General features: G+C 51.8%; 42 protein-coding genes. 23 read left to right on the forward strand and 19 right to left on the reverse strand.

The annotated features are described in order from the left end of the window. Window positions 1-82: 82 nt before the first annotated feature. Window positions 83-388, reverse strand: coding sequence for a hypothetical protein (locus SIB56_RS05610; RefSeq protein WP_413327158.1), 306 nt, complete (start codon window positions 386-388; stop codon window positions 83-85). Between the two features lie 145 nt (window positions 389-533). Between SIB56_RS05610 and SIB56_RS05615 the strand changes: the two genes are divergently transcribed. Genes SIB56_RS05615 through SIB56_RS05630 form a run of 4 tightly spaced genes read left to right on the forward strand, consistent with a single transcriptional unit; the run spans window position 534 to window position 1781 of the window. Beyond that, window positions 534-773 carry a hypothetical protein gene (locus SIB56_RS05615; RefSeq protein ID WP_413326256.1) on the forward strand — a complete coding sequence of 80 codons (240 nt, stop codon included), beginning with the start codon at window positions 534-536 and terminating at the stop codon, window positions 771-773. Beyond that, window positions 770-1093, forward strand: coding sequence for a hypothetical protein (locus SIB56_RS05620; protein WP_413326258.1), 324 nt, complete (start codon window positions 770-772; stop codon window positions 1091-1093). Before SIB56_RS05615 ends, SIB56_RS05620 begins: the two co-directional genes overlap by 4 nt. Beyond that, a complete protein-coding gene (locus tag SIB56_RS05625; protein ID WP_413326260.1) occupies window positions 1083-1592 on the forward strand; it encodes a DUF924 family protein in 510 nt (169 codons plus the stop codon). The genes SIB56_RS05620 and SIB56_RS05625 overlap by 11 nt, the downstream gene beginning before the upstream one ends. Before the next feature lie 3 nt (window positions 1593-1595). Beyond that, window positions 1596-1781 (forward strand): hypothetical protein, encoded by a 186-nt coding sequence (locus SIB56_RS05630; protein WP_413326263.1) that lies wholly within the window; start codon window positions 1596-1598, stop codon window positions 1779-1781. 4 nt (window positions 1782-1785) lie between these two features. Here the strand turns inward: SIB56_RS05630 and SIB56_RS05635 are convergent, their stop codons facing one another. Together SIB56_RS05635 and SIB56_RS05640 are read right to left on the reverse strand one after the other, a co-directional pair. Beyond that, window positions 1786-2070 (reverse strand): DUF427 domain-containing protein, encoded by a 285-nt coding sequence (locus SIB56_RS05635; RefSeq protein WP_413327160.1) that lies wholly within the window; start codon window positions 2068-2070, stop codon window positions 1786-1788. An 81-nt stretch (window positions 2071-2151) separates the two neighbouring features. Continuing rightward, a complete protein-coding gene (locus tag SIB56_RS05640; protein ID WP_413326265.1) occupies window positions 2152-2247 on the reverse strand; it encodes a hypothetical protein in 96 nt (31 codons plus the stop codon). 599 nt (window positions 2248-2846) lie between these two features. Here SIB56_RS05640 and sodC point away from each other — a divergent pair. After that, window positions 2847-3374, forward strand: a complete 528-nt coding sequence (sodC, locus tag SIB56_RS05645; RefSeq protein ID WP_413326267.1) for a superoxide dismutase [Cu-Zn] SodC — start codon at window positions 2847-2849, stop codon at window positions 3372-3374. Between the two features lie 29 nt (window positions 3375-3403). Here sodC and dcd read toward each other — a convergent pair whose 3' ends face one another. From dcd to SIB56_RS05665, 4 genes are all read right to left on the reverse strand, one after another. Further along, on the reverse strand, window positions 3404-3928 hold the full coding sequence (dcd, locus tag SIB56_RS05650) for a dCTP deaminase (protein ID WP_413326269.1): 525 nt from the start codon (window positions 3926-3928) through the stop codon (window positions 3404-3406). A 71-nt stretch (window positions 3929-3999) separates the two neighbouring features. Beyond that, the gene (locus SIB56_RS05655; RefSeq protein ID WP_413326271.1) at window positions 4000-4338 is read right to left on the reverse strand and encodes a phenylpyruvate tautomerase MIF-related protein; all 339 of its coding nucleotides are present in this window, start codon (window positions 4336-4338) and stop codon (window positions 4000-4002) included. A gap of 34 nt (window positions 4339-4372) precedes the next feature. Then, window positions 4373-4618 (reverse strand): hypothetical protein, encoded by a 246-nt coding sequence (locus SIB56_RS05660; protein ID WP_413326273.1) that lies wholly within the window; start codon window positions 4616-4618, stop codon window positions 4373-4375. A gap of 72 nt (window positions 4619-4690) precedes the next feature. Then, entirely contained in the window at window positions 4691-4960 is a 270-nt protein-coding gene (locus SIB56_RS05665; RefSeq protein ID WP_413326275.1) for a hypothetical protein, read from the reverse strand. 935 nt (window positions 4961-5895) lie between these two features. Here SIB56_RS05665 and SIB56_RS05670 point away from each other — a divergent pair. Continuing rightward, the gene (locus SIB56_RS05670; protein ID WP_413326277.1) at window positions 5896-6087 is read left to right on the forward strand and encodes a hypothetical protein; all 192 of its coding nucleotides are present in this window, start codon (window positions 5896-5898) and stop codon (window positions 6085-6087) included. A gap of 143 nt (window positions 6088-6230) precedes the next feature. Here the strand turns inward: SIB56_RS05670 and SIB56_RS05675 are convergent, their stop codons facing one another. Next, window positions 6231-6707: a DoxX family protein gene (locus SIB56_RS05675; RefSeq protein WP_413326279.1), complete on the reverse strand. Its 477-nt coding sequence runs from the start codon at window positions 6705-6707 to the stop codon at window positions 6231-6233. Between the two features lie 526 nt (window positions 6708-7233). On the opposite strand from SIB56_RS05675, the gene SIB56_RS05680 reads away from it, so the two are divergent. The 3 genes from SIB56_RS05680 (at window position 7234) to SIB56_RS05690 (ending at window position 8124) form a co-directional block, all read left to right on the forward strand. Next, window positions 7234-7518 (forward strand): hypothetical protein, encoded by a 285-nt coding sequence (locus SIB56_RS05680; protein WP_413326281.1) that lies wholly within the window; start codon window positions 7234-7236, stop codon window positions 7516-7518. Between the two features lie 39 nt (window positions 7519-7557). Continuing rightward, window positions 7558-7755 (forward strand): hypothetical protein, encoded by a 198-nt coding sequence (locus tag SIB56_RS05685; RefSeq protein ID WP_413326283.1) that lies wholly within the window; start codon window positions 7558-7560, stop codon window positions 7753-7755. A 99-nt stretch (window positions 7756-7854) separates the two neighbouring features. Beyond that, on the forward strand, window positions 7855-8124 hold the full coding sequence (locus tag SIB56_RS05690) for a 2TM domain-containing protein (protein WP_413326285.1): 270 nt from the start codon (window positions 7855-7857) through the stop codon (window positions 8122-8124). A 34-nt stretch (window positions 8125-8158) separates the two neighbouring features. On the opposite strand, the gene SIB56_RS05695 is transcribed toward SIB56_RS05690, so the two are convergent. Continuing rightward, entirely contained in the window at window positions 8159-8392 is a 234-nt protein-coding gene (locus SIB56_RS05695) for a hypothetical protein (RefSeq protein ID WP_413326287.1), read from the reverse strand. Window positions 8393-8481: 89 nt separating this feature from the next. On the opposite strand from SIB56_RS05695, the gene SIB56_RS05700 reads away from it, so the two are divergent. Next, entirely contained in the window at window positions 8482-8955 is a 474-nt protein-coding gene (locus tag SIB56_RS05700; protein WP_413327161.1) for an early protein (E6), read from the forward strand. A gap of 413 nt (window positions 8956-9368) precedes the next feature. Further along, complete coding sequence (locus tag SIB56_RS05705) at window positions 9369-9509, forward strand: hypothetical protein (RefSeq protein WP_413326289.1); 141 nt, start codon at window positions 9369-9371, stop codon at window positions 9507-9509. A gap of 1 nt (window position 9510) precedes the next feature. On the opposite strand, the gene SIB56_RS05710 is transcribed toward SIB56_RS05705, so the two are convergent. Continuing rightward, complete coding sequence (locus tag SIB56_RS05710) at window positions 9511-9678, reverse strand: hypothetical protein (RefSeq protein WP_413326291.1); 168 nt, start codon at window positions 9676-9678, stop codon at window positions 9511-9513. Window positions 9679-10235: 557 nt separating this feature from the next. Here SIB56_RS05710 and SIB56_RS05715 point away from each other — a divergent pair. Next, entirely contained in the window at window positions 10236-10385 is a 150-nt protein-coding gene (locus tag SIB56_RS05715; RefSeq protein WP_413326293.1) for a hypothetical protein, read from the forward strand. A 734-nt stretch (window positions 10386-11119) separates the two neighbouring features. On the opposite strand, the gene SIB56_RS05720 is transcribed toward SIB56_RS05715, so the two are convergent. Continuing rightward, complete coding sequence (locus SIB56_RS05720; RefSeq protein WP_413326295.1) at window positions 11120-11359, reverse strand: hypothetical protein; 240 nt, start codon at window positions 11357-11359, stop codon at window positions 11120-11122. Between the two features lie 47 nt (window positions 11360-11406). On the opposite strand from SIB56_RS05720, the gene SIB56_RS05725 reads away from it, so the two are divergent. Beyond that, on the forward strand, window positions 11407-11595 hold the full coding sequence (locus tag SIB56_RS05725; protein ID WP_413326297.1) for a hypothetical protein: 189 nt from the start codon (window positions 11407-11409) through the stop codon (window positions 11593-11595). Window positions 11596-12246: 651 nt separating this feature from the next. On the opposite strand, the gene SIB56_RS05730 is transcribed toward SIB56_RS05725, so the two are convergent. The 4 genes from SIB56_RS05730 to SIB56_RS05745 all read right to left on the reverse strand — a co-directional run bounded on the left by SIB56_RS05730 (window position 12247) and on the right by SIB56_RS05745 (window position 15105). Beyond that, entirely contained in the window at window positions 12247-12480 is a 234-nt protein-coding gene (locus SIB56_RS05730) for a DUF2973 domain-containing protein (RefSeq protein ID WP_413326299.1), read from the reverse strand. Between the two features lie 234 nt (window positions 12481-12714). Further along, complete coding sequence (locus SIB56_RS05735; RefSeq protein ID WP_413326301.1) at window positions 12715-13128, reverse strand: phage holin family protein; 414 nt, start codon at window positions 13126-13128, stop codon at window positions 12715-12717. Between the two features lie 442 nt (window positions 13129-13570). After that, window positions 13571-13768: a hypothetical protein gene (locus SIB56_RS05740; protein ID WP_413326303.1), complete on the reverse strand. Its 198-nt coding sequence runs from the start codon at window positions 13766-13768 to the stop codon at window positions 13571-13573. Between the two features lie 1151 nt (window positions 13769-14919). After that, on the reverse strand, window positions 14920-15105 hold the full coding sequence (locus SIB56_RS05745; protein WP_413326305.1) for a hypothetical protein: 186 nt from the start codon (window positions 15103-15105) through the stop codon (window positions 14920-14922). 249 nt (window positions 15106-15354) lie between these two features. Here SIB56_RS05745 and SIB56_RS05750 point away from each other — a divergent pair, with 249 nt between their 5' ends. From SIB56_RS05750 to SIB56_RS05770, 5 genes are all read left to right on the forward strand, one after another. Further along, a complete protein-coding gene (locus SIB56_RS05750) occupies window positions 15355-15711 on the forward strand; it encodes a hypothetical protein (RefSeq protein ID WP_413326307.1) in 357 nt (118 codons plus the stop codon). 7 nt (window positions 15712-15718) lie between these two features. Beyond that, entirely contained in the window at window positions 15719-15868 is a 150-nt protein-coding gene (locus SIB56_RS05755; RefSeq protein WP_413327163.1) for a conjugal transfer protein TrbI, read from the forward strand. 250 nt (window positions 15869-16118) lie between these two features. Beyond that, a complete protein-coding gene (locus SIB56_RS05760; RefSeq protein WP_413326309.1) occupies window positions 16119-16394 on the forward strand; it encodes a hypothetical protein in 276 nt (91 codons plus the stop codon). A 12-nt stretch (window positions 16395-16406) separates the two neighbouring features. Next, window positions 16407-16835 carry a Coq4 family protein gene (locus tag SIB56_RS05765; RefSeq protein ID WP_413326311.1) on the forward strand — a complete coding sequence of 143 codons (429 nt, stop codon included), beginning with the start codon at window positions 16407-16409 and terminating at the stop codon, window positions 16833-16835. A 124-nt stretch (window positions 16836-16959) separates the two neighbouring features. After that, the gene (locus SIB56_RS05770) at window positions 16960-17553 is read left to right on the forward strand and encodes a hypothetical protein (RefSeq protein ID WP_413326313.1); all 594 of its coding nucleotides are present in this window, start codon (window positions 16960-16962) and stop codon (window positions 17551-17553) included. 67 nt (window positions 17554-17620) lie between these two features. Here the strand turns inward: SIB56_RS05770 and SIB56_RS05775 are convergent, their stop codons facing one another. Then, window positions 17621-18388: a sulfite exporter TauE/SafE family protein gene (locus SIB56_RS05775; RefSeq protein WP_413326315.1), complete on the reverse strand. Its 768-nt coding sequence runs from the start codon at window positions 18386-18388 to the stop codon at window positions 17621-17623. A 289-nt stretch (window positions 18389-18677) separates the two neighbouring features. Between SIB56_RS05775 and SIB56_RS05780 the strand changes: the two genes are divergently transcribed. From SIB56_RS05780 to SIB56_RS05790, 3 genes are all read left to right on the forward strand, one after another. Beyond that, complete coding sequence (locus SIB56_RS05780; RefSeq protein WP_413327166.1) at window positions 18678-18770, forward strand: DUF3104 domain-containing protein; 93 nt, start codon at window positions 18678-18680, stop codon at window positions 18768-18770. 256 nt (window positions 18771-19026) lie between these two features. After that, a complete protein-coding gene (locus SIB56_RS05785; RefSeq protein WP_413326318.1) occupies window positions 19027-19353 on the forward strand; it encodes a hypothetical protein in 327 nt (108 codons plus the stop codon). A gap of 107 nt (window positions 19354-19460) precedes the next feature. Further along, window positions 19461-19841, forward strand: coding sequence for a hypothetical protein (locus SIB56_RS05790; RefSeq protein WP_413326320.1), 381 nt, complete (start codon window positions 19461-19463; stop codon window positions 19839-19841). A gap of 61 nt (window positions 19842-19902) precedes the next feature. Here SIB56_RS05790 and SIB56_RS05795 read toward each other — a convergent pair whose 3' ends face one another. The 3 genes from SIB56_RS05795 to SIB56_RS05805 all read right to left on the reverse strand — a co-directional run bounded on the left by SIB56_RS05795 (window position 19903) and on the right by SIB56_RS05805 (window position 21390). Then, on the reverse strand, window positions 19903-20793 hold the full coding sequence (locus SIB56_RS05795; protein WP_413326321.1) for a hypothetical protein: 891 nt from the start codon (window positions 20791-20793) through the stop codon (window positions 19903-19905). Between the two features lie 22 nt (window positions 20794-20815). Continuing rightward, complete coding sequence (locus tag SIB56_RS05800) at window positions 20816-21103, reverse strand: hypothetical protein (protein WP_413326323.1); 288 nt, start codon at window positions 21101-21103, stop codon at window positions 20816-20818. A gap of 86 nt (window positions 21104-21189) precedes the next feature. After that, on the reverse strand, window positions 21190-21390 hold the full coding sequence (locus SIB56_RS05805) for a hypothetical protein (RefSeq protein ID WP_413326325.1): 201 nt from the start codon (window positions 21388-21390) through the stop codon (window positions 21190-21192). A 178-nt stretch (window positions 21391-21568) separates the two neighbouring features. Here SIB56_RS05805 and SIB56_RS05810 point away from each other — a divergent pair, with 178 nt between their 5' ends. Further along, window positions 21569-21856, forward strand: coding sequence for a hypothetical protein (locus SIB56_RS05810; protein WP_413326327.1), 288 nt, complete (start codon window positions 21569-21571; stop codon window positions 21854-21856). Next, complete coding sequence (locus tag SIB56_RS05815) at window positions 21849-22319, forward strand: DUF805 domain-containing protein (RefSeq protein WP_413326329.1); 471 nt, start codon at window positions 21849-21851, stop codon at window positions 22317-22319. The genes SIB56_RS05810 and SIB56_RS05815 overlap by 8 nt, the downstream gene beginning before the upstream one ends. The last annotated feature ends 28 nt before the right edge of the window (window positions 22320-22347 follow it).

The following is a 22347-nucleotide window of genomic DNA, read 5'->3' on the forward strand; positions in this document are numbered from 1 at the left end:
GTGATCGGTGTGCTGCTGCTCGCGGCTGCTGCCTATGAGTATTCGCTGGTGCAGGGGCTTGCACCAGCCTGAGGCAGGAGCATCAGTCTTCTGGGCTGCAGGCATAGCTGACGATTGCTCCCCTGCGCTGACGGAAATCCGGATGCTCAGGATCCTCCACCTGCCACCACCAGCGACCATCGGTGTAGCTGGGAGCACCGGCATTGTTGGTGCGAGGCAGCTGCAGGGTGACGCCTCGCCAGCTGAGCAGAATCACATCCCCAGGCACTGTGCCGTCTGCGATGTTGGGAATCGGTTGGTCCATAGTGCCGAATGCGTCACGCCCAAGCTGAATGGGTTCCGCTGTGAGCCGGTCTCCATCGCAGATCCAGGCCGCTGACAACGGCATCACGCCCGGAAGAATCACCAAGAGCAGAAGCAGAAACCGCATCAACCACCCGAGCAGCAGCTTCAGCCATCGCACTGATTGATCCACAGCAGCGCTCCGAAAACGACAAAGTGGCAAGGTCGCACCCTCGTGCTGGTCCAATCCAATGCTCCCTCCCTTTGTTCCCTTCTGCCCGATCAGTGCAGCGAAGATCACAGGACTCAAGGCCACGGTGACGTTGCTGCTGATCATGCTGATCAAATCGAAGTTATTGCGTGTGAAGATGTCGTTGCTTGGTTCCCTGATCGGCCTGGTCCTTCTCACCGGATTTCTGCTGAGCACCGGTCTGCTGACCCTGGTTGCAGGCGGAGCCGTGGCTTATGCAGCCAATCAGAACAAGGCATGAACCCGGAAGAGTCCGCACCATCGCCATTGCCCGGTCGTGACCAGGTTCTGGCCGCATCAGCGGGCTGGGTGGCCATTTTGCTAAATGTTTTTCCCGGGCTTGGTGCGGGTTATCTGTACCAGCGTCGCTGGAAGGCCTACTGGGCCACCTCCGCTCTGGCGGCGGCCTGGTTTGTGGCCGGTGCCGCACTTGGCCAGAACGCAGCGGAGGAAGCGGAAACAAGCAATCAGCTTGTGGGCCTGGTCGGCCTGCTGCTGCTTGCAGCCATCACAGCTGCAGAGGCTGGCCTTGCGGTCAAGCGGGTCCGCAATGGCGCCTGAGCGAAACGCCCAGGCCGGAGAGATTCTTCACTTCTGGTTCGAGCAATGCAGACCCTGGCAGTGGTTCCGCCAGGATCCAGCCTTTGATCGACGCATCAGCGAACAATTCGGGCAACTTGCCCATGCGGCTCAGAAAGAACAGCTGAGTGACTGGGAAACCCGTCAGGATTCAGCCCTGGCGCTGGTGCTGTTGCTTGATCAGTTCAGTCGGCAGATCTGGCGCAACCAGGCGCGCGCCTACGCGGGGGACCAGTTTGCGCAATGCCTGAGCCGACTGGCACTCGATCAGCACTGGCTCGAAAGCGAACCACAAAGGGCACGGCGACAGTTCTGGTTGATGCCGCTGTTGCATGCCGAATGCCTCGAGACGGTGACCATGGCAATCCCTCTGATGGAGCATTGGGTGGATACTGCAACCGCCGAAGTGGCCCGACGCAACCGTTCAATCCTGCTGAAACACGGTCGTTATCCCTGGCGCGATGGAGCCCTCGAGCGCTGAGTCATGACTGAAAGCGATTTCAGCTGTGACCTCTGCAGGCTGGCTGGCCCCGTGCAGTATCGCGTTTGCAGCCATTCGGAACCCCAATGGAAGTTCGTCTGCAGAACATGCTGGACGAGGGTGGCTGCTCAGCAGGGCTACCGCTACGGAGGCACACGCAAGGCCGATCGTCGACGCAGAAAACGCTGAAGCCTCAGCTCAGCTCCACCCCCTTGCCGCGATAGAAAGCGATTCGCTCACGGATATTGTCGGCGTCGGGTTTCGGTGATTCGTAACTCCACACAGCATTGCTCAGCACTTGATCAGCCAGCACCACATCCCAGTAGCGGGCAGTGCCCTTCCAACCGCAGACCGTGGTGTGGCTGGACTCGCGGAAAAACTCCTTGCGCATGGCCTTCCTTGGGAAGTAGGGATTGCCATCCATCATCACGATGTCGTCGCTCTCAGCGAGCACTGTTCCATTCAGGACTGCCTTCACCCGACTCACCCAGAGCATCAACACGCGACAAGCTATCGACTTGCCCGGTCCACGACGATCACAGCCGTAGATCTCACTCGGTCAAAGCTGCTGAAGATTGATCAGATCATGCATCAGCGCTGACTCCACGATCTGTGTGCGCTGCCGTACCGCAAGCTTGCTTCTGCAGTCAGACACAAGGCTCTTGACCGTTTCGGTGGAGATCTGAAAAGCCGTTGCAATTCGCTGTTGGTGAGACCTCGAGCCACCGCACAGACCGCCTCCTTCTCACGTTCGCGGAGATGCTCCAAAAATTTCGCTTGCTGATCAAAGTCGAGCGAGACCAACGTCGGGCGCACGTCTTCGGCGCAATAGACACCACCGGCGATGAGCATCTGCAGCTTCTCTTCCACAACATCCTGCGTTCCACGGCTGAGAAAGATCAGCATGCGTGTGTCAGGAGAGTGCTCATGAACGCTCCGCATCAGTCGGATGCCAGAGCCGATCTCCGGATCCTGCGTGAGCAGCAACAGATCGGGATGCATCCGCCCAAAGAGATGCAGACCGTCCTCCTCGGTTGTGGCACCTCCCACCAGCCCATCACCACCTCATCCGCAGTTCCTTCAGCCGATCCTTGCAGGCATGGATCGGCTAGGGGATCGTGCGCGACTCATGCAGTCGTTCCATGACACGCTGAAACTGCAGTTCCACTGTTCTTCTGGTGGCAGCGAGGGGAGCGGCAGACGACCACACCGGGCAGGTCACAGCAGCAGAATGGCCGGAGATGGACCGCTTCCATGCTCCGACTCGCATCGCTGTTGGCACTGTGCATCGCCCTCCTCCTGCCGGGGAAGGTTCAGGCCAGCTCGTTGGACATTGAGATTTACACGATCAGCCAGACAGGAACCGGCGAGTCGATCGGAACAGTGACGGCACGCGACAGCAGAAAGGGGCTGGTGATCACGCCATCCCTATCCGGCCTCAGCGAGGGTGAGCATGGCTTCCACCTTCATGCCGGCGACTCGTGCATGGCGGATAGCAATGATGAAGGGGTCAGCGTTGCAGGGCTGGCAGCGAAGGGGCACTGGGACCCCGACAACACCAACAGCCACAAGGGACCGTTCGGGAAAGGTCACCGCGGTGATCTGAGCAGACTGATCGTCAATGCCGACGGCACCACCACCACCGAAGTGGTGGCTCCACGCCTGAGAACAGACGATCTGCGTGGCCGTGCTCTGATCGTGCACGCCGGTGGAGACACCTACAGCGATGTGCCACCCCTCGGAGGAGGTGGAGCTCGCATTGCCTGTGGCATCGCAGGCTGATGACCAGAGGCTGATCGATCAGCGACGCCTCAGAAACTGCTCTGGTTCTGGCCTGCGAAACGCCCCTCGTAGTGCTCCTCACCATCGAGGGTCTGGAAAATGAACTGGCAGATCGCTGTCCCCGGATGCACCGCCAGCGGCGCTGGTCCGAAGTTGCTCATCTCCAGCACCTGCTGACTGTCGATTCCAGGCCCCATGAAGGGGGCACTGATGTGCACCATCAGACCCAGACGAGCAAACCGGCTGCGACCCTCGAGCCATCCACACAGACCTGGGCCAAGTCTCAAACGCTCCTGTGTGATCCCGAGGATCGTTTCACCGGGCATGATCAGGATGTGCTCATTGTCGGAGATGTCCACCTTGTCGGTGAATGCGCGGTAGTCGGTGTGTTCGTTCACATCGACAACTTCATGCACTTTGCGAAACACCCTGAAACTGCTGGCAAGGGTGAGATCGACCGACGCAGGCCCCACATGCTCAGGAATGAGCGGTGTGATCGCGATGGCACCGGTGTCGATCGCCCGCAGGATGGCCTGACGCCCGAGAACCGCCATGAAACAGAGAACTGGCAGCCCAGACTATGGGGATCAGTCGGTCGCGGCCAGTACCGCACATTGAGTGCGGATCAGCCGAAAGTTCTTCCATTCCATCCGAAGGAACTGGCTTCAACATCATCAAAACAGATGTAAATCCTGCTGGCGGGAATTCCGGTTCGAGCAGTGATCAACTCAGAGAATGCTGCTGTCATCGCCGGCGGCTTCAGGGCCCCGATCGACTTGACCTCAACGAAGGCGGCAGGCTCGGTGCTGCCGGCAAAGGTCATCGGCAAGCCGGTCTCGAGGAGTGTCATCACGTAGTCCTCAGGTTTGCCGGTCTGTATGGCCAGCATCGACGACAGCTCGCCAAGCAGCTGACTCGGGTTGTCGACATCAGGCAGGGAGGTGCGCAGATTGATCAGAGGCATGTTGAGTGATTGGCAGTGATTGCATTCATGAACCTCAGCGCTGCTGAGACTCTCTGAAGGCCTGGAGCTTGTCGATGTCCTTCTCCTGATCAATCGCGTAATCAGTGAGGATCAGAGCCTTCCCGATCGTTCCAAGAGCGTATTCAATCCGGTCGAGATCGGCCACGCCTTGCTGATCCGCACGGGCCGAACGGATCACGGCAGGCGTGAGCTGATCGGCGAGCTGCTCGATTGCGGCAGCAATGGCACTGGCCTGGACGAGAGGATCTGGGGAGCCCACGAGACACAACAGCAGCGGATTCAGGCCGATGATGGCAACAGGTCAGGGCTGACGGAACACGATTTCACGGCTTCAGCGACGATGCCAGCGGTTCCAGACCCGTCGATGCCATGGCGTCACGTCCAGGGGTGGGGGGGAATCTCCACGCTGCCTGCGTTCAAGCTGTTCGACTTCGCGACGAAGCTCTCTGAGAACCGGAACCAGCAGCACTGCTGCAATCAGTCCAATCACAAACAGAACAGGCAGGAGTGTCACCATCCAGACCGTTGCGATCAGCAGAACGGCGAAACTGATCAGCTGCTTCAACAAAGGCGGACGGCCACGACCGGGGAGTTGCTTCATGCGGGGGTTGTGATGGGCAGATCAGACGGTCGACGGAAGCACTGTGATCACTCGTGCATGAATCGATTCTGATATGGATGACGCAATCTTCAGCCTGGAGAGAAATACGCCGCAAGACATCACCAGCATCGGCAGCAGCAGACAAGCCCCAAAAGCGGCGAAAGCGAAATGAACGTAAGCAGAAAAGTCGCAGCGAAACTCGATGTTCAAGATGAATGTGATGTTTTTTGCAACAACAATCCTGAGAACAAATTAGCTTGTTAAAAATATGACCAGTTAAATGAAACTCACCCTGCCCACAGTCAAGTCGATCGCTCAGCGACTGGAAGCAGGAGTGCTCAACGACAAAATCTATTTCTTTTTTCTGCTAATCCTCAATATCATCTACATTCTGCCGAAATTTGCAAAAGGAGCGGACGCCTCAAGCATCTTAATCGCAACAATCCCTCCCGCTTTCGTTATAACCGTTGCTATTACAATAATCAGAGATCAATACATCAAAAACACTCTAATCAGAAGACTTATGAACGACTCGTACATTCCATCGGTTTACAAAAGTGATATTGACCTCAGAGCACTCGAGACCCCGGCCCCCATGAAGAAAGAGAGAGCCCAGACAAGGCGTTGGATCGAAGCAAACATCCTGGACCGAATCAGCAGTAAATAACTATCAAAAGAACTGAATGTTCAAGATGCTGTGCAAGGGAGTAATTGCACAACTCTTTTTACAAATCGATCTCTGAGTTATAAAAATACTTTTTGCTTTGCTCAAACAATTGTGAAATTTTTAATCTCACTCATCCAGCCTGTCTCAAGCCTTCTTGAGCAACCAGGCCAGCTGTGGCAGTCGATCAGGGCGATCCGCCTGGAGTCATATGAGACAGGCGAAGAAGCATAAAACTGCTAAATGAGGATCAATCAGCACCGACTGTCAGATGCTCCAGGGTCGATACGAGCACAAGGGAATGGCCTACATCATCAAGGAGATGACGGGCGGTCCTGGATATCTCGTGCTCGGCTCTCCAAAGGGGCATCTCAAACAGCTGGGCAGGGAGTATCCATCCCTCAAAGCAGCTGACGCAGCAGCTCGTCGCGCCATTGACCAGATGCTGGCTGAAGCCCAGTAAAAAGCCCTCCCGGATGGAGGGCCTTCCGCGCAGGTGGGCGTCACCAAGGTAGAAATACTCAGCATCCAACCGTGGATGTTTGAGCGATTCACCACACCTGAAAGAAAAAGCCGAACCTCGTGAGCGATCTGTGCTCTGAACAGTCAGACCCAGGCCTTGATCGCCTGTGGAAAACGGTCTTTGTAGAGGGATGAGAAGCTCAGAGCTCCTGAGCCCGCAATCGTGATCACCAGATAGATGAAGAAATAAAGAGCCGACGTTTCAAATTCATAGTTGTGCGCCTCAACAACTGCAAAAGGTGCACCCTGCAAGCCGGTATCGAAGAAATGGAAGACCATTGCAAAAATCATGGTTGACAACAAACCAACGACGGCCGGTCTCGTAGCGATTCCAAAAATAATTGCAACGGAACCAATAATCTGTGTGTATGCAGCGAGATATGTCCAGAGTATGTGATCGAACGGCAGAAATGGAAAATATTGATCAACAATGAAAGTAGTAAATCCTGACGGGTCCTGCAATTTCTCAAGCCCATGGTGAATCATGAGAACGCCTGCAGCCAGGCGTAGAACAAGCAAACACAAGTCAGATGAGAGTTGTTTCGACTTTTGTTCACTCATGACGTTAAGACAGGCAAAATTTATGACAATCCTACACCTGACAAAAGTCAATTCGGAGGGGGGATGGATCGCTGGGGTTCATCAGATTCACAACGAGTTGTGCTGGTGAAACCATCCCTAGTCATCACCAGCCCAACCTGCCTGATCCGAAACGGAAGAGAACCCACCGGAGTCGAACCAATCCGATTGCACCAGGGCAACCGTGAGCATCAGCATGCGCGGGGCAAAACAGCGTTCACGAATTGAATGCGACCACATCAGGTGCCACGAGTAACCGAAGTGCTGTAGCAAAGCGGATAACAGAATTCAGCCCTCGCTTGCGTCGCACACAGGTGAATCCAACAGATGAATTTGGGTAGCAGATCAGAGCACAAAAAGCGACATTAATTCTGCTGGCAGTATCAACCATCACACCGCAACGGCAACACGGCAACTTACATTAAAAATATGAGGAATGATTTTTTTAAACGAATATCCGAGGAATATTTCCTAGTCACCCATCCTGATGGGACTTGGGAGATTATTCATGAAGACCGAATTGGCAACTCAAAAAAATCAGAGCCGAGGAATTATTAAAATCATTGCACTGTCTGATGAAGGTCATCGATTCAACAGATTCATTCACGATCCAAAGGAGCTGAAACAGATGCTGCCAACATTTGTCTGGTCGGGTGAAGATATTGATCGCTTGGAGAAATGGTGGTCAAAGCGCATTGAGCAGCTGATTGCCATGAAAAAACCACTGGCAGCATCAGCACTCTTTGATGAGTTTCAACTTGAACAGAAGAGTAGTTACCCTCGCGGAGACTAACTTTTGATACAATTAAAGATTCATCAGTGAATCAGAAGAATGGAAAGACTCTACGGCGAAGACAAGAGGAAGGCACTGTCAGCCTTTTATGATCAGTTTTGCGAGGAAGTTGATCAACTGTTCTTAAAAAAATTCCAGGAACTTACAGAACTCAACGTTGGCGAAGGGGAAACAACCCGGATTGTTGGACGCCTTCTCAATGCAAAGACGAATGTGGTTGATCAAATCAGGGGTTGAGTCTTCGGGGAACATGGTTCAACAGCGAGAGGCTGCGAAATGCCGGAAGGAAGCACCTTTGCTATGAAGGAAAAGCTATTTTGACAAGGACAATCAGTGATGAGCGGCGAAAATCTCAGAGAAAAAGCCCTGGCAAATCTCAAACATCGCAGAGGGTTGCAAAAACAACTGAAAATTTATGCGATTACTAATGTCACCTTAGTGATCATATGGGCCCTTTCAGGACGTGGCGACTTCTGGCCAATCTGGTCAATCGTGTTCTGGGGGTTGGCCTTGATCTATCAGGCATGGGCGTTTAATTTTCCAGAGAAACCAATCACCGAAGAAGATATCTCACAGGAAGTCAACAGAATCAACTCAGAAACTTAACTTCTCAATCAATGCACAAAAGATATGCGCAGGCTCAACCACACGTTGAAACTTTCAGGGTTTCAGAATCAAAGTTCGAGAAAAGCTGTACATCGTTAACAATCGTGCAGGAATAAAGCGCTAAATTTTCAGGAGAATGATCAGAAACCTTGGAGCCACAGACAAAACCAGAAAGACCAGCGATGTGGAAATGGTTGTTGCAGCCTCTCGACAAGCTCAAAAGACGGGTGGCGGTTGTTCCGTCGGTCAACGAAACCGTCAACGCCATGAAGGAAATCGGAGTTGACCTGACGAAAGACGAAAACTAGGGATTAGACACCACTCAACCGGCTGGATCAAAGTCATGTGGAGGCTGAAATACCATCAAAACCTCGCAATCGGATTGGCGAGATCTACGGAAAGCTGACAGTCATTCGTGCTTCAGATCGACGTACAAAAAGCGGTAATGCCTACTGGTGGTGTCGTTGCAGCTGTGGCCGCGAGCGAGAAGTGGCTGGAGACAAGCTTTCAACCAATCTGAACCGCAGAAAACCAGTAGTCACAGCCTGTCTGGTCTGCTCAAAAGAACTACAGATTGAAGGTGTCTGCGCTAAGAATGATCGTGAGGAGCGAAAGAGACGGGCAGAGGCAGAGCGTCAACGCATGGCTCTGAAAGGGAGAGTGCCGGACAGCTGGCTTCGACTGCCACTCACGGATGCCCATGCCAGAGAGCAGGGTAAGGTGCTGTTTTTTCGCGGCACCCACTGCCTGCGGGGGCATCTCGCCCCCTATCGCATCAATGGGGGCTGCCTGGCCTGTTCGGGCCAGAAACCCTCCGCACATGAACACTGATCGATCAAAGCAGCGGATGACCGAGACGCCCTGGCAGAAGCTGTCAGAAGATCCCCACCTGGTCAGAGGAAAGAGCTGACTCAGCAGCGACCTCTGGCTATCAAATCAGCACAGCGGCATGACGATGACAAAATTTGTTCTCAGAAACGGCGACGTGTTCATATCAGATAGGGATCCATCTGATTTCGATACTTTCTGCTACGGAAAGGATCAGGAGGAACAGACATGCCATCTGCTCTCATCGCAATCCGAGGTTGCATTCCTGATCCAACTTGGAGAAGATCACAACCTGCGTTATGAACTGGTTGAGAAAGTCGTGTGAGCGCAGCTTCACACCCTCAATGCTGTTTCTAGCGCAATCCATCAACAGTGGAAATTTTACAGAAACAGGAAAGAGTCGCTACAAAACAGAGATGACTGACAACAACAAAAGGCGAGCCCTTGAGGCGTTGATCGAAAGTGCGGCCAAAAACCTGAATCTGAGCGAGGAGGAGTCAAAAGCCCTGATCGCCCCGATCTCTGAACAGTTCAGGCGACTTGAAGCCGACCACTGATTCAGCGAACACGTCTCTGCTCAAGCTCACGCAGCGATTCATAAGCAGCCCAGAGTCCTTCTTTCACTGTGCAGCTCTGACTCTGATCGCAGACTTTGTACTGACCACCACCCAGAGCATCGATGGTGGATCCTCTCGAGGTGAGGCAGATGCGACTTGGATAAGCCATAGAGATGCAGCTTTGCATCATTTGGTCTACGACAGCACAATCAATGCAATCAATGAAACGTTAACCATCTAAATTATTCCTGTTGGTGAATATCCAGAACCAATCAAACTCAAATCATTGCACCCTAGAAAAAAGTCTTACCGGCAATCCAGGCATCAAAAGGTGCCGTAGCCGCCTCTGACAGAGCCAGGTAACAGGTTGTGGCCATACCGAGGAAAGCGATGCCGACTCCGGTTCCAATCAGCAACTCATAAAGTTTCTGGGTGGATCTCGCTTCAGAACCTGGAAGGACGCGTCGTCGAGCCATACCTACTCCTGCTTATCAACATTCTGATCTCTGAACAGAGTAAATATCAACACACAGAAGCAAAGATTCGCATCTCAATACCATGTAAAATTCACTTCACGTTGTAAAGATTGCGTAACATTTAAGCGAAAAAACAGTCGCAGCAAAGATTCCTTGATCGGCTCTGAGGAATTAACAAAAATGTCAGAAACGTATGTCTTGACAACGAATCGAGCTGCTTCTCAATGACAGAGCCCTTTATATCTCAGTGATGTCGGACCAGAGACTGACACTTCTTCTGCAGGAGGCGGAGGAACACCTGATCAGGCAAAGCTGCCGCAGTCGCTACGAGAGATCGGTTGTGCGCCTGCCGGACAGCAGGCGAAACATCTGGCTCAAAGATGACAAACGCACTGCCTGAAGGATGACTTGCCGGCTGGAATAAGACTTCGGGTGACAGTTCAGCAGAAAGCTCCGTCGGCCGCTCAATCCATTGCCCTCATCAATGATCCTGGTGAAGCCAGCTGGTGCAAAAAAAAGAACCGCCCCAAGTCTGGAGCGGTTCCCCCTCAAGCCAAGCGATCCCCATCACCCGGCCGATTGCACCACATCTTGTGGTACTTGCAAGCAATAGTAGTGCTTCAACCTTACATATGGAGTTACTAAAGCTGCCCTTCAGCTTTCAATGAACTATTAACAGTCTTGAAACACTTAAGCCCAAAACCCTGCATGTAGCGGTTCTGCGACCTAACTTTGGAGACCCCATCACCCGGCCTGCCCCAGTGGCAGGCTTTTTTGTTGCGCGACACCATTGATGGTGTGCGAGACAGGATGAGGAGCCTTGAGATGATCGACTCGGTGGCAAAAAAAAAGGCCCGAAGGACCTTCAGTGGGTGTGAGGAGTTGGAATCTCTGTGAGGAGAACCAACTGAACAAGTTCTAGCAGCTCCTCTGTGCCATTCAATAGACCGGCATGTCAACAAGTGGCACTGTGCCAGTCGAATCGCTAAATTATCTGAGTGAGGAGAAAAGCTCACGTGGTGGAAACAAGGACACACCTCGTTGATCTTTCAGAACCCCTGCCTTAGGCGGGGGTTTCTTTTTGGATTGCTTCATCGCAAAGCATCAATATGGTGTTCAGCACTGAAGGATGAGCTAATGACAGAGAAGGAGACATTGATTGATCAGGTCTTCGCGAAATATCGCGCCTATTGTCAGCAGATCGGCATCAAGCCTGCCGAAATGATGCAGCAAGCCTATCTGAGCCATTTGAACAGCCTCACAACAGAACAGCTCAGAGAAAAACTTTGAGGCGTTTTCTGCAGATTGAGCCGGGATTTCAAACTGAGTAAAAATGCTCAAAACCAAGGCCACAGCAGCATTTTGAACATCCATCAGTAATCAAGCCGACGACCCTTCAAAAGGGAAATCGCCAGAATCTGTTGGCACAAAGTTTTGCAATGGACCCAGAAGTTCGCCAAGTTCTGCAAAGAGAAATTCTTGATCGCTGCAACGAAGAAGAGCGTGAAGCGGTTGAGCGCTGGTTCAAGAGCTTTCAGGCGATTGGGTTATCGAAATTGAACGGCATGTCTGTTGCAAGAGGTACAACCATGTCCTGCCCTCTTTACTGAACAACAAAACTGAACTCCACACTTAGCCAAAAGCTCTTAACCACCTCAAAAATTCAGGCCGGTCATATACCATTGCAGTTATGTTCTGATCTTCAAAAACCTGAAGGTGATTACGAACCAGACGTGACCATTCACGCTTCTGTTCTCACAATACGGTTTGCTTGACTGAGCCGATTTAATCGAAAAACACTTTTCTGTTCAACAGCTCTCAGTTATACAGAAAGCACTGTAATCCTGACACTGGCAACTCAATTTTTTTTAGCGATCTACCGGTATCAAAAAACTTCACGAACAATATCAAACACAATCAAAAATACAAACAATATCAAGCCAAATTTTCAGCTAAACACCTCATAAAACAATTTATTAGCTTCTTGAAAAAAATATTTTATTAATCATACAAAAAGTTGATCGACAAAAAGAACGAACATAATAAATCCGATATTGAGTAGAGCGAGCACTCCACAGAACGCAAGCGTCAGCATTGCAGGAAGCCTCTTATCAAGGAAACAGATTTATCGTGAACATACAAATTGCCAACTTTAAAAATTATTCATCATCACGCTCTGCCTGGCGTGCACCAATTGCAAGAGCAGCAACAAAAGGGAGGATTGCAATCGCTGTGAGAACTTCCATTAGATCATTTTCCATTCAAGGCTCAACAAAAAGGGAATTGCCGTCGAGTCCACCGAAATGAACAACAAGCAATTGCTCTCTGGTGATCAAGCCGTTTTCGTCAAACAGTTCAGGGTGAGTTGTTTTCAGGCCAGTTCGGTCCCCTGAGCGAGACTTCGCCTTAAGACCGAAGCCCATGCACCGAAAGGCTGAAAGAAAGACAACCGCACAGGCGACGGTGTAAGCGAGGGGGAGCAAAGCGGATGTCATGGCTCAACCCTCTGCTTTCCTGACTGAGGGGAGATCGGTCGGCTGCGCCAACACATACACCACCCCAGCCGTGATGATTGATGCAAAGGCGATCAAGCCGTAAATGGCTGCTGAATAATCGGTCACTGCGCCCACGTGTAGTTGTGTAAAGAATTTTAGACGCTTTGTAAAGGAGTGTAACCAGGTGTATTTGCTTATCTTGCCAGGTGTTCTGTCTGGTTGGTGTCAGAGCGATCAACCAGCGGCGGCAGCGCGAATGACATCCACATCAGCAAGTCCGAGAACACGGATGAAAACTGTGCTGATCACGCTGTAGGCCACTGCTCCGAAGACAGCACTTCGCATTCCGTGTCTCAGGCGAAAACCATCAATCAAGGATGCTGCCAATCCAAACAGAATCACTGTGATCAGCCAGTCGAACAGCCAGCTCACAGGAGCGATCAATCCTCCAAGACTGGTAACAGCCCATGGCAACGCCAGGACAACTTTTAGAGGAAGGATCAGAAGCGTGCCAAGCAGACCGATCGTCACAGCAGATGCCAGAGCAGCCTGAAAGCCCGCGAGTTCCACGCCAAATGGCAATACCGCAACGAGCAGAAGCACAAGAGCACGTACAGGCCATTGCAGCAACCAGCCAATCAGGCCCATGGAAACAATCCACAACTGCACTGAAGATTAGATCTGGTCTGAAATTTCGAGACGCAATGCAAAATGCACGGCGACTCCCGGTCGACAGAGCCTGTCGCTGACAGAGAAAGCAAAGACACCACTCAACAGAGAAGTTCCGCCGCTCAAAACGGCGATACCGGAAAGACTCAGAGAGCCAGAGCAACCACTGTGAAACCTGTCAGCAGCGAAATCGTGATCAACAACATGAGAGATCAGTCCTCAGCTTCAAGCTCACCGGTTGCCCGCAGGAAAATCGTAAGGCCGACAACTGCTGCAAGAACGATGTAGGACACCATTGGCGTGGGGTTGAGGCCTAAGTATTTCTGCTGATCTTAGGGTTTTGCTGCAATGAGGCTGTGCCCTGCACAACATTGATACTCAGACGATTGTCCGCACTGGTAGGCAGAGCCTGAAGAGTGGATCAAAGACCGGATCCGGTGATTGCTGCTTCAAGCGAAACGGATTCTGTCGAAGACTCGACGGCTTCCCCGAGCTCCATCGAAACGGTTTCCTGTACAACAGGTGGGCCGTTGAGCGGAACACCGGCATTGGAGCAAGAGGTCACCAGCAAACTCAGAGCGAAGCAAAGCAACAGAACAGAATTGAAAAGACGGACCATGAATCCTCTGAAAAAACCGATCATTCTGTACGTGCGTTACAAGCAGACAATACGGTCATTGGCCAGAATCATCCGCATCACCATCACACAGGTGAGCACACTTAATGCCACGCGGATCAGAATATTATTTACCTGAGTAAACGCTTCAGCTCAGAAGCGAATGATTACAAGTCAAAGATGATCGAATTTTATGAAGGCACAGCTTTTAAAAACTCGTGGCCAATCAATGATGATGCCGCCAATAGAAAGCGATGCGTAGATACCCTCGATGGTGCTGACGACTTCAACTCACCCAGAGCAGCGAGGATCAGTGGAACAGCATCATTAAAAGGCTCAGACGGCACGACAATCATTTCAGTGTCATGGTTGATGCAGTTGGCGTAATCGGCAAATCAACCGGCCTCCATCGAATCGCAACCCACAGAAATTCTGTGAGTTCTACAGGACAGCTGGCAGAGGAGGGGAAAGCGTTTTAGAGACAGGGCAGTGATCGGAAACAATTTGAGGAAGAATTTTTTTGCTTCACCACTATCCTTCCTTAGCTCCTTTTGCTGAAATTGAACATAAGTCATCGGTCAAGACTATCCTGATTTTCACAATCAATCTTTGCGACCAAAGACATACAATTAGTCTGCTGAAAAGAGCTCACTGAACGAATAAAGACAACCATTACACACACCTGCCTCAGGGAACTGTTACGAAGCGAATTGGTTTTATTATTACAACTGAATGCAGCTCATTACCAGGCTTAGGTGATGCATTCCTGAGATACTTATGCATTGACAGATATGATAAGAACTGAAAGAAACAGCGTCAGGGCAATCAGCTTGGGTAGATCGTTGAACAAATCGAGGAGATTCCAACAGCAGAGGAGTCGTATTCAGTAACGCATCATTCATGCGCTTTGTCCTTCATCGAGCCACGGTGGATGCAGATTCCTCACAGAGCATGTCCGGTCTTGTGCTTACCCTCGGATTTCTGCTGGCTTTATCCAGCGCCCTGCTTATCGTCTCAGACAAACACTGAACGCATTAACCCGGGGCTCAGCAGCGCGAAAGTGTCATTCAGACACGGCCGGCTCTTTTGGGCTCAGTACACCTGAGGCTCACGAAATTCTGAAACAAACTGCTGCAGCGGAAGTCTCAGGAAACCTAAGCAGTGATCTCGCCCGTGACTATTGAATACTCAACTCGTTCATCAGAGCAGCAGACATCTGCGTAAAAACGTTCGAGTTCGTCATAGGCCTCGTTGTAATGCTCGAAACGACGACGCGTAAGCGCATCCTCAACGCCGTCGTCACGCACAACCCGCACCACCTTGATCCGGTCGGTTTCCAACGCTGATGATCGGGTAGAGACGCTGATTCTCTCCTATTGCCAGTGGTTCATCCAGAGCAGACAGCGGAGTTTCACAGAGGATCACAACGCTGCAGGTTGAAGAAATGCTGATGGCAACGAAATAGCTGAGGTGGAATAACGCTTTTCTGCAACTAAATGTGAGCTGACCAGACAGCTGCGTTGCTGCACAGATGGTCTCTGTCGATACTGCATGCACAGCCCTCACAGGGATCCAACCAGGAGCGACGAATGACCACGAAGCTCTACAACGTCCGCTTTGAAACCGAAGGTGCTGACCTGTTCGTGGAACTGGAGGCTGAGGCGGAACTCAACCGACAACACTTGCTGGAGAGAGTGGTTGCGATCCTGGAAGACCGTCATGGCATTGAAACCATCGACAGCACCCAAGGTGAAATAACTCGGGTAGATCACAGCGATGGTTCAACGCTCCGCGCCTGGCTGTCGATCTCGGGACAATCCGCCAGGCAGGCTCTGGATGACGACGGCCTTGATGAAATCCTCACCTGTCTTGTGTTCATGCTGTTCCCACCGGTTGTAGAAACAAGCGTGCATGACGAAAGCAAAAAGGTCTTAGCCCTGGCTTGAAGCAGACCTGGCAGCAGCGAAAGCCAGTCTTTGCAAAAGCAGAGTTAAAGAATCACGATCAATCAGAGTTGGAGGGCAGCATTTCTGCTCTGAGGCTTGTGCCAAGGGGCATCCCAACATGGAGCCATGTGATGGCGAGCGGGATCGCTGTCATTGAGGAACTGGAGAATTGGCGCTGCTCTTGGTGAAAACTGTTTAGTTCAGCCACTGCATGACCAGATCAACCATGCGACCTCTGATAATGCTCAGTGGAAGCTGTTGCCAATATCCGAGATGAGCAAGTTCAATTCAAGAGTCCTGCTGACGAAGCCCCCCTGAACGGGGGTAAACGCAGCGACTTATTCCCCCGCAAGCGGGATGTTGATTGAGGATCTTGAATCTACCGTTATCGAAGACGATGCCATGCAATGAAGCCAGATAAACAGCACTACGTACGTTCATCATTCACTGAGGGTGCTGCAAAGCTTGCAGTATCCATTCTGCAGACTGCAAAGGAACCAGATAAAGTATTAAAACATGGCCGATATTTTGGCATTACAGCAGAAACCACTCTGCAAAAAGATTGTTTTGAAAGATTCCTGAATTCTCCCAAGGTTCAGGATGTGCTAAACAATCGACCTCCACAAAACTGGCCAGATCTCGAAGAGATGGCGGCCATGCCCAGAGGGAGTCTTGGATGGTGATTACAACAACGCATGAAGAAGCTGGGAATTTCCTTTCTGCCTTTACCGGAACTTCCTGAACCAGAATCTAATAAGGCTTATTTTATAAGCAGGACAGTGCGTTGTCATGAAATTCACCATACAATTCTTGGCCTACCAATCACAGTTGCAGGTGAAGCTGCTGCATCGGCGTTTTATGCGAGCACTGGGTCAAACCCTATTGATATTGGAATTCTGTCTTCTTGGATGCTGCGTGGTTCCTACGAACCGTGTGAGCGTCGATTGATCTGGGATGGCATCGGTTTCGGTATTACGGTTGGTCAAAAGGTACCTGAACTTTTCTCCCCACGTTGGGAAGACGGCTGGGAAAGATCGATCATCGATTGGCAGAGCGAACTGGGTATCACCGAGTTGATGAAATCGTCTCCTTTCCAGGAATACTTGGCAAACTTCTACAATTAAAACCATGGTGTAAGTCCATGTGGTGATGCTCAGCAAGCCAGTGCCACAAGAGCGACGATGACGACGGTGGCGGTGATGGGTTCCATGGCGTTCTCCTGTCTGGATTCAGCATCGATCAGATGGCTTGAAATCACCATCCCCCATTGGAGCGAATGTCCTGGCTGCGATTGAAGCTGTTTATCCGTTCTTGAAGCAGCAAGCGCCGTTTGCAGTTGGTTCAAACGCAAGGAGTCGTGCCACATCCACACAGCCGAAGCATGCTGCCTGGGGTTTGAATCACCCGGCGGTATGGAATGCATTGCAGCTTGAGCTCTTATGGCTCAACCTTGCAGAAAGAAGGTTGGAGACCATGAACGCTTTCAGCAATCGCCTCACGACTCCGGAGGATCGCAGCATTGCATTTGATCCTTTTGGAAAGTGGCAGGCGGAACTATCGATTCATGAAAGAGACCTGAAAAGCTATGAAACTTACAGACTGGAAGTTTCCACTGATTTGAAATTGGCAGCAAAGTTTAAAAAAACATATGACCTATTTCTGAATAAATATCGATCCAACTTTCATTCTTCTGAAGCCAAGCAATATGCCGCATCAACATTCGGTGGCTACCTTCGTTTATTCCTGGAGGATCACAGCGACATCGATTCAGCTCTGGATGCCACTCACAAACAGCTGATGCAGCAGCGAGTTTCTGAAAGAACAACCCCAGGTGTGGACTGACGAGGAAGAGCATCACTCGCCCCATACCAACCTGAATACAACCTGGGCTTTCCAACTGAGGACCAAATCAGAGACTGCGGACCAGAAGTGACGCGCCCATCAGCAGGGCCAGGACCTCAAAGGCACGCTTCACCAGTCGGCTGCCTTTTTCAATTGACAGGTGAGCACCCAGATATCCACCGATCAAGGAACCCACGATCAACGGCGGCACCCAACTCCAGCGGATTTCACCGCTGAAGCCAAGCACCAGAGCGCCGGTGCCGTTCCAGGAGAGGCCCACCAGGATCAGAGTGTGGGCAACGGCTCTCGTATAACTCAAGCCGAACCAGCGCACCAGCCAGAGCGTGACGAACAGTCCAGAACCGGAGGCGAGCGAACCGTTCAAAACGCCAATGGCGAAGAGCAAAGCAACGCCGATCAGCTTTTGAATGACATTGTGGTGCACGACCCGGTCGGTCTGTCCAAGTTCGGGTCGACGAGCGGAGTAAACGCCGAGAGACAGCGTGAGCACACCAAGAGCTGCTGTTGCGATCTGATCCGGCAAAGCCAACACGCTGCTCGCTCCGATCCACACCCCAGGCAGACCGGCCAACAGCACCAACAGGCTCAACCCTTGATCAAGACTGCTGGCCCGCCAGTGGCGACCGGCAGCACCGAAACCGAGAGCAACGCTGGCAAGTTTGTGTGTGGCCAGAGCCGAGGCGAAAGGAAGCCCCAGCAGAATCAGAGCCGGAAGCTGCACAAGGCCGGCACCACCACCGGCAAACGCCGAAAGGGCATTGGCCACAACAGCAATTGCAGCGAGCGACAGTTGCAGCAACAGCTCAGTGAGCATGAACAGACATCGGCTCAGACACGGTCGAGAAACATGATCGAATTCGGCTGATCAGAAAATCTGACCACGCAGAACAACAGAAGGCGCTGACAGACATACCTGGATTGGAGCACGGCGAACAAACCCGAGCGCTGCCAATACAAACGCACTACCATGATGAGCGGTCCGCTGGGCGAAGAAGCAGACAGCTTGAACCGGTAGTAAATACCACTTTTCTGGACGTGACTCCAGGGATGACGGTGATCGTGAGGCATGACCTCCTCACCGGCGAGACTCATGCTCGGGATTGGTGAATGGGGCACGTGATCCGACGATCCACAACCTTTTTCAGATCGCTGATGTGGGCTCCAGCGAGATTCACTGGGTCAATGCCGACCTGTGACCCATATCCTTCCAGATCGTTAACCCCAGCACAGAGAATTCTGCAGACATTGAACTCAGACTCTTCAAGGCAGATCAATCAGTGGCTGACAAAATCAGGCATTCAGGTCATGAACATCAAGGCCCCGACCCTGAAGCGGTGACCCACGTGCAGACATCAACGTGGAATGAGGCGTTAATAATGCAGGAGAACGTTCTGATCAGGCAATGTCGAATACTTGAAAACCGGCTATTAAAAGATAAGAACACAGATGAACATGAAGCTGGCTCTCTTCGCTGCTCTGGCCTTGGCACTTGCAACACCAGCCGTGGTTAATGCTCAGAATCTCAGGAATGGAAACTGGGATTACATCACAACTGCTGAAGATGAAACGTCTTATTTCAGCCAGATTTTATCAAGGATGGGGAATCAGGTTGTGCTGAAGGTTCTGGTCGTCAACGGCAAAGATGAAGCCGATAAAGACTATGTTGTGACAAGAGGAGTCAAATGCAAGGAGAAAATGCTGAAAGCGAAAAGGAGTCAATGGAAGAAAGTCGCTGAAGACGTTGTTGGATGGAGCTGGATTCAGTTCGCCTGTCAATAAATTGCAGCAGTCAGGAACAGATTGAGGTGTGATGGAAAGTTAAGTGAAGTAAAAGCGAATCGAGTCGACAAAAGACAATCAATCAAACTGATCACCCGCCGGATCTCATGACAAACAAGTCATTTCTGGCTACCAGTTATTCAGTGCTTGCAAAGACGATGAAGCGTGCTCTTTTAGCTACAGTTGCCTTCAGTCTTGCGGTGCCGGCAATGGCGAGCAATCAAGAAGCGCTCAAGACAGGAGAGTGGGACTTCATCAATTCAGCAGCTGATGGCACCTCATATTTCGGTCAGGTGCAAACACAACTGGATGATCAAATTGTTTTGAAAGTCCGCGTCAAAGGCGACCCGACAATTGAGAACAAAGACTACGTGATAATCACCGCCATCAAATGCGGTGAAAAAATGTTCAAACAAGCCGGAGGCAAATGGGCACGGCCAACTGATGACATGGTTGTGAAGTGGTGGATTGAATTCGCCTGTCAATGACAGCACCGCCATTGCAGCAGTGGTGATCGAGACAGGACAGAGGTCACTGCCATGGCCTGGTTCACATCCCCAGCGCCTGCAGCAGTCGATCCCTTGCCTGATTGAGCTGGATCATCCGTTCAGCACTGCCGCCCAGATCAGGATGGGATTTTCTGGCCGCTTGCTTGTAGGCCGCTTTGATCAACCGAGCCGTGAGCAGGCCTTCTGTGGGCAGATCCAGCAAGCGGCGATCCACTTCATTCCCAGGTCTGCCAGCCATCCTGTCTGTGAAATCCGACCACCACTGAGCCGTTCTTCGCGATTGCCCGGATCGGTTCATGGCCAAACCGCACCAGGCGAGAAATTCATCGGTGTCCTGCGGGGGATCTCCATCCAGTGAATCCAGTCGGATGACAGCACCCCAGAACAGGCAGCGACGAGTCAGGTTTTCATCAGGCACGCCGCTGGTGTGGAAGTCAAAAACAGCTGCGTAAGGAATCAGGCTCTCAAGATCCGACCAGACGCTCGGAACCAGTTCGCTGTGGTGCTGGATCCCGATCCTGTGCAGAGCGTTCAGCAGAAAACAGCTTGCGGCATCGACACTCAGCTTCTGCGGACCAGCTTCAACAGCACCATCGATTGCCCTCAGACGGTCGGGGGTCGCCCGCTTCTTCACCTGCTCAATGCGCACAGCAACAGAAGCAGCCTCGGCCTTCGCGTCTCGTCTGTGGTTTTCGATCAGCTCCAGAAGAAGCTCACGAGCGTCGTCGGGCAAAGGGCGATCGCGGTCAATCCTGCGCTCGATCTTGAAGATGTGAACCTGCCTGGCTGTCACACCGGGCAGGCCTTCGGCATCTTCTCTGCAGATCTCCCATCGCCTGATGCTGAGACGACTTGCCTCAGAACCATGAGCGTTCACAGCCTTGCTTGATTCAGGCTCTGACGGATCAGGAAAGATTTGAGTAAGCGGCATTCAGAAGCTGATCATCTCGGGCTCAGTTGTCCTCTTTTGAAATATTGATTCCGCAGTTCTTTGAAATCAGCATTGCCAGGGTCGCAATGGCCTGTTCCACAACGCCATCAGCAAGTTGTGCAGTCTGTTCATCGAGTTCTGGGATGAACAGCTCGCCGTTCTGGAGATCGTTGTTCGCCGTTGACAGCAGACGACCACGATCCTTCTGCGCACAGTGGTTGAGAATGTCTGCTGAAGCAGCGGCAATCAACCAACCTCTGGCTTGCCCGTAAAGCTCAGTGCGATCAGTCGTTGCCGGTTGGGTTGGCATCTGGCGAGGGTCGTCTGGATTGAACCCAGGATGACGCAGCACAGTCACGGGTCGGAGACTGCGGAAAGGGTCACAAGCCGGTTCTTTCAGTCGATGACGTAATCCATGGGGTTATCGCTGCCGCCACCTCCGCACGGACTGTCCGCACGTCCACCGGGGAGCATGTTGTCGGGAATCATTCCGTCTTTGTAGATCTGACAGAGCTCTTCAGGATCACGGCTGTCGACCCATTGCTGAAAACCGGATTCCTGGGCAAGCAGCTGAGCCATCAACAGAACTTCAACCATGGCGATCGGATCAGATCTCTCATTCCTAGCCATCAGAGATCAACCAATCCCTCAGCCTGGAACGCAGAACCGGAAATCTCGTCGTGACCAACATCACGGTCAAGTCCGAATCAGATCATTGGTTCAGAACGGGAACTCGCAGATGGTGACGGGAGTCATCCCCACTGCTTCTCTCGCCATGTCGTTTCAATCAGGCCTACTCGGCTCAGTTGTCACTGTGATGGGTGCACTGTCTCTCAGCACTCCCGAGTTGATGCAGATTCATGAGGTGCAAGCAGACCGGGTCTCTGCAGAGCCGAAAAGCATTCTTTTCAACGAGGAACTGTTCCGCTCAGCCAGCTCGGGTTCAAGCCGGATCTGCCGCAACAACAGCGCTGAGAGGGTTGAAGCGAGCCCCCCCCTGCATGGGCATCTGATCATCAGTTCAGTTAACATTCACCGATCAGAGAATGATCGATATGGCTGAACAAAATCCTTCATTTTTTTCATACGAAGGAGAGATGGGCCGGCTTGATTTCTGGGGTGGCGCCATCATCAGATCACTGATTGCAGGATTTGTTTTCTTCGTTGTTCTGGCCCTGACCTTTCGGGGATATTTCAACAGCTCCAGTGAGGAAATCTCCGCAGCCATCACTGCTTGGGCAACGGAGCATGCAGTGCGGGTTTGGCTTCTCGGTGAAATTCTGAATGTGCTGCTGTTTCTGCCGATCGCCTGGAGGCGCTGGAGGGATCTGGGTCCGAGGTTGAAAAAGAACTGGCTCTACATCACTGTGCTGAGCAGTCTCATGCCCGGATATGAGGTGTTCCCCTACATGGAAGTCAAGTCGCTGATCACTACGCTGGGAATTCTGTCGATTTATCCGAACCTCAAGCTTCTCTTCTGGCCTGGAAAAAAATACGCGAATCTTCGCCGGGAGGCGCAGATCTGAACCCTCAGACTGGATTCCGGAACCACGC

Source organism: Synechococcus sp. MIT S9503 (assembly GCF_047304175.1).
GTDB lineage: Bacteria > Cyanobacteriota > Cyanobacteriia > PCC-6307 > Cyanobiaceae > Synechococcus_C.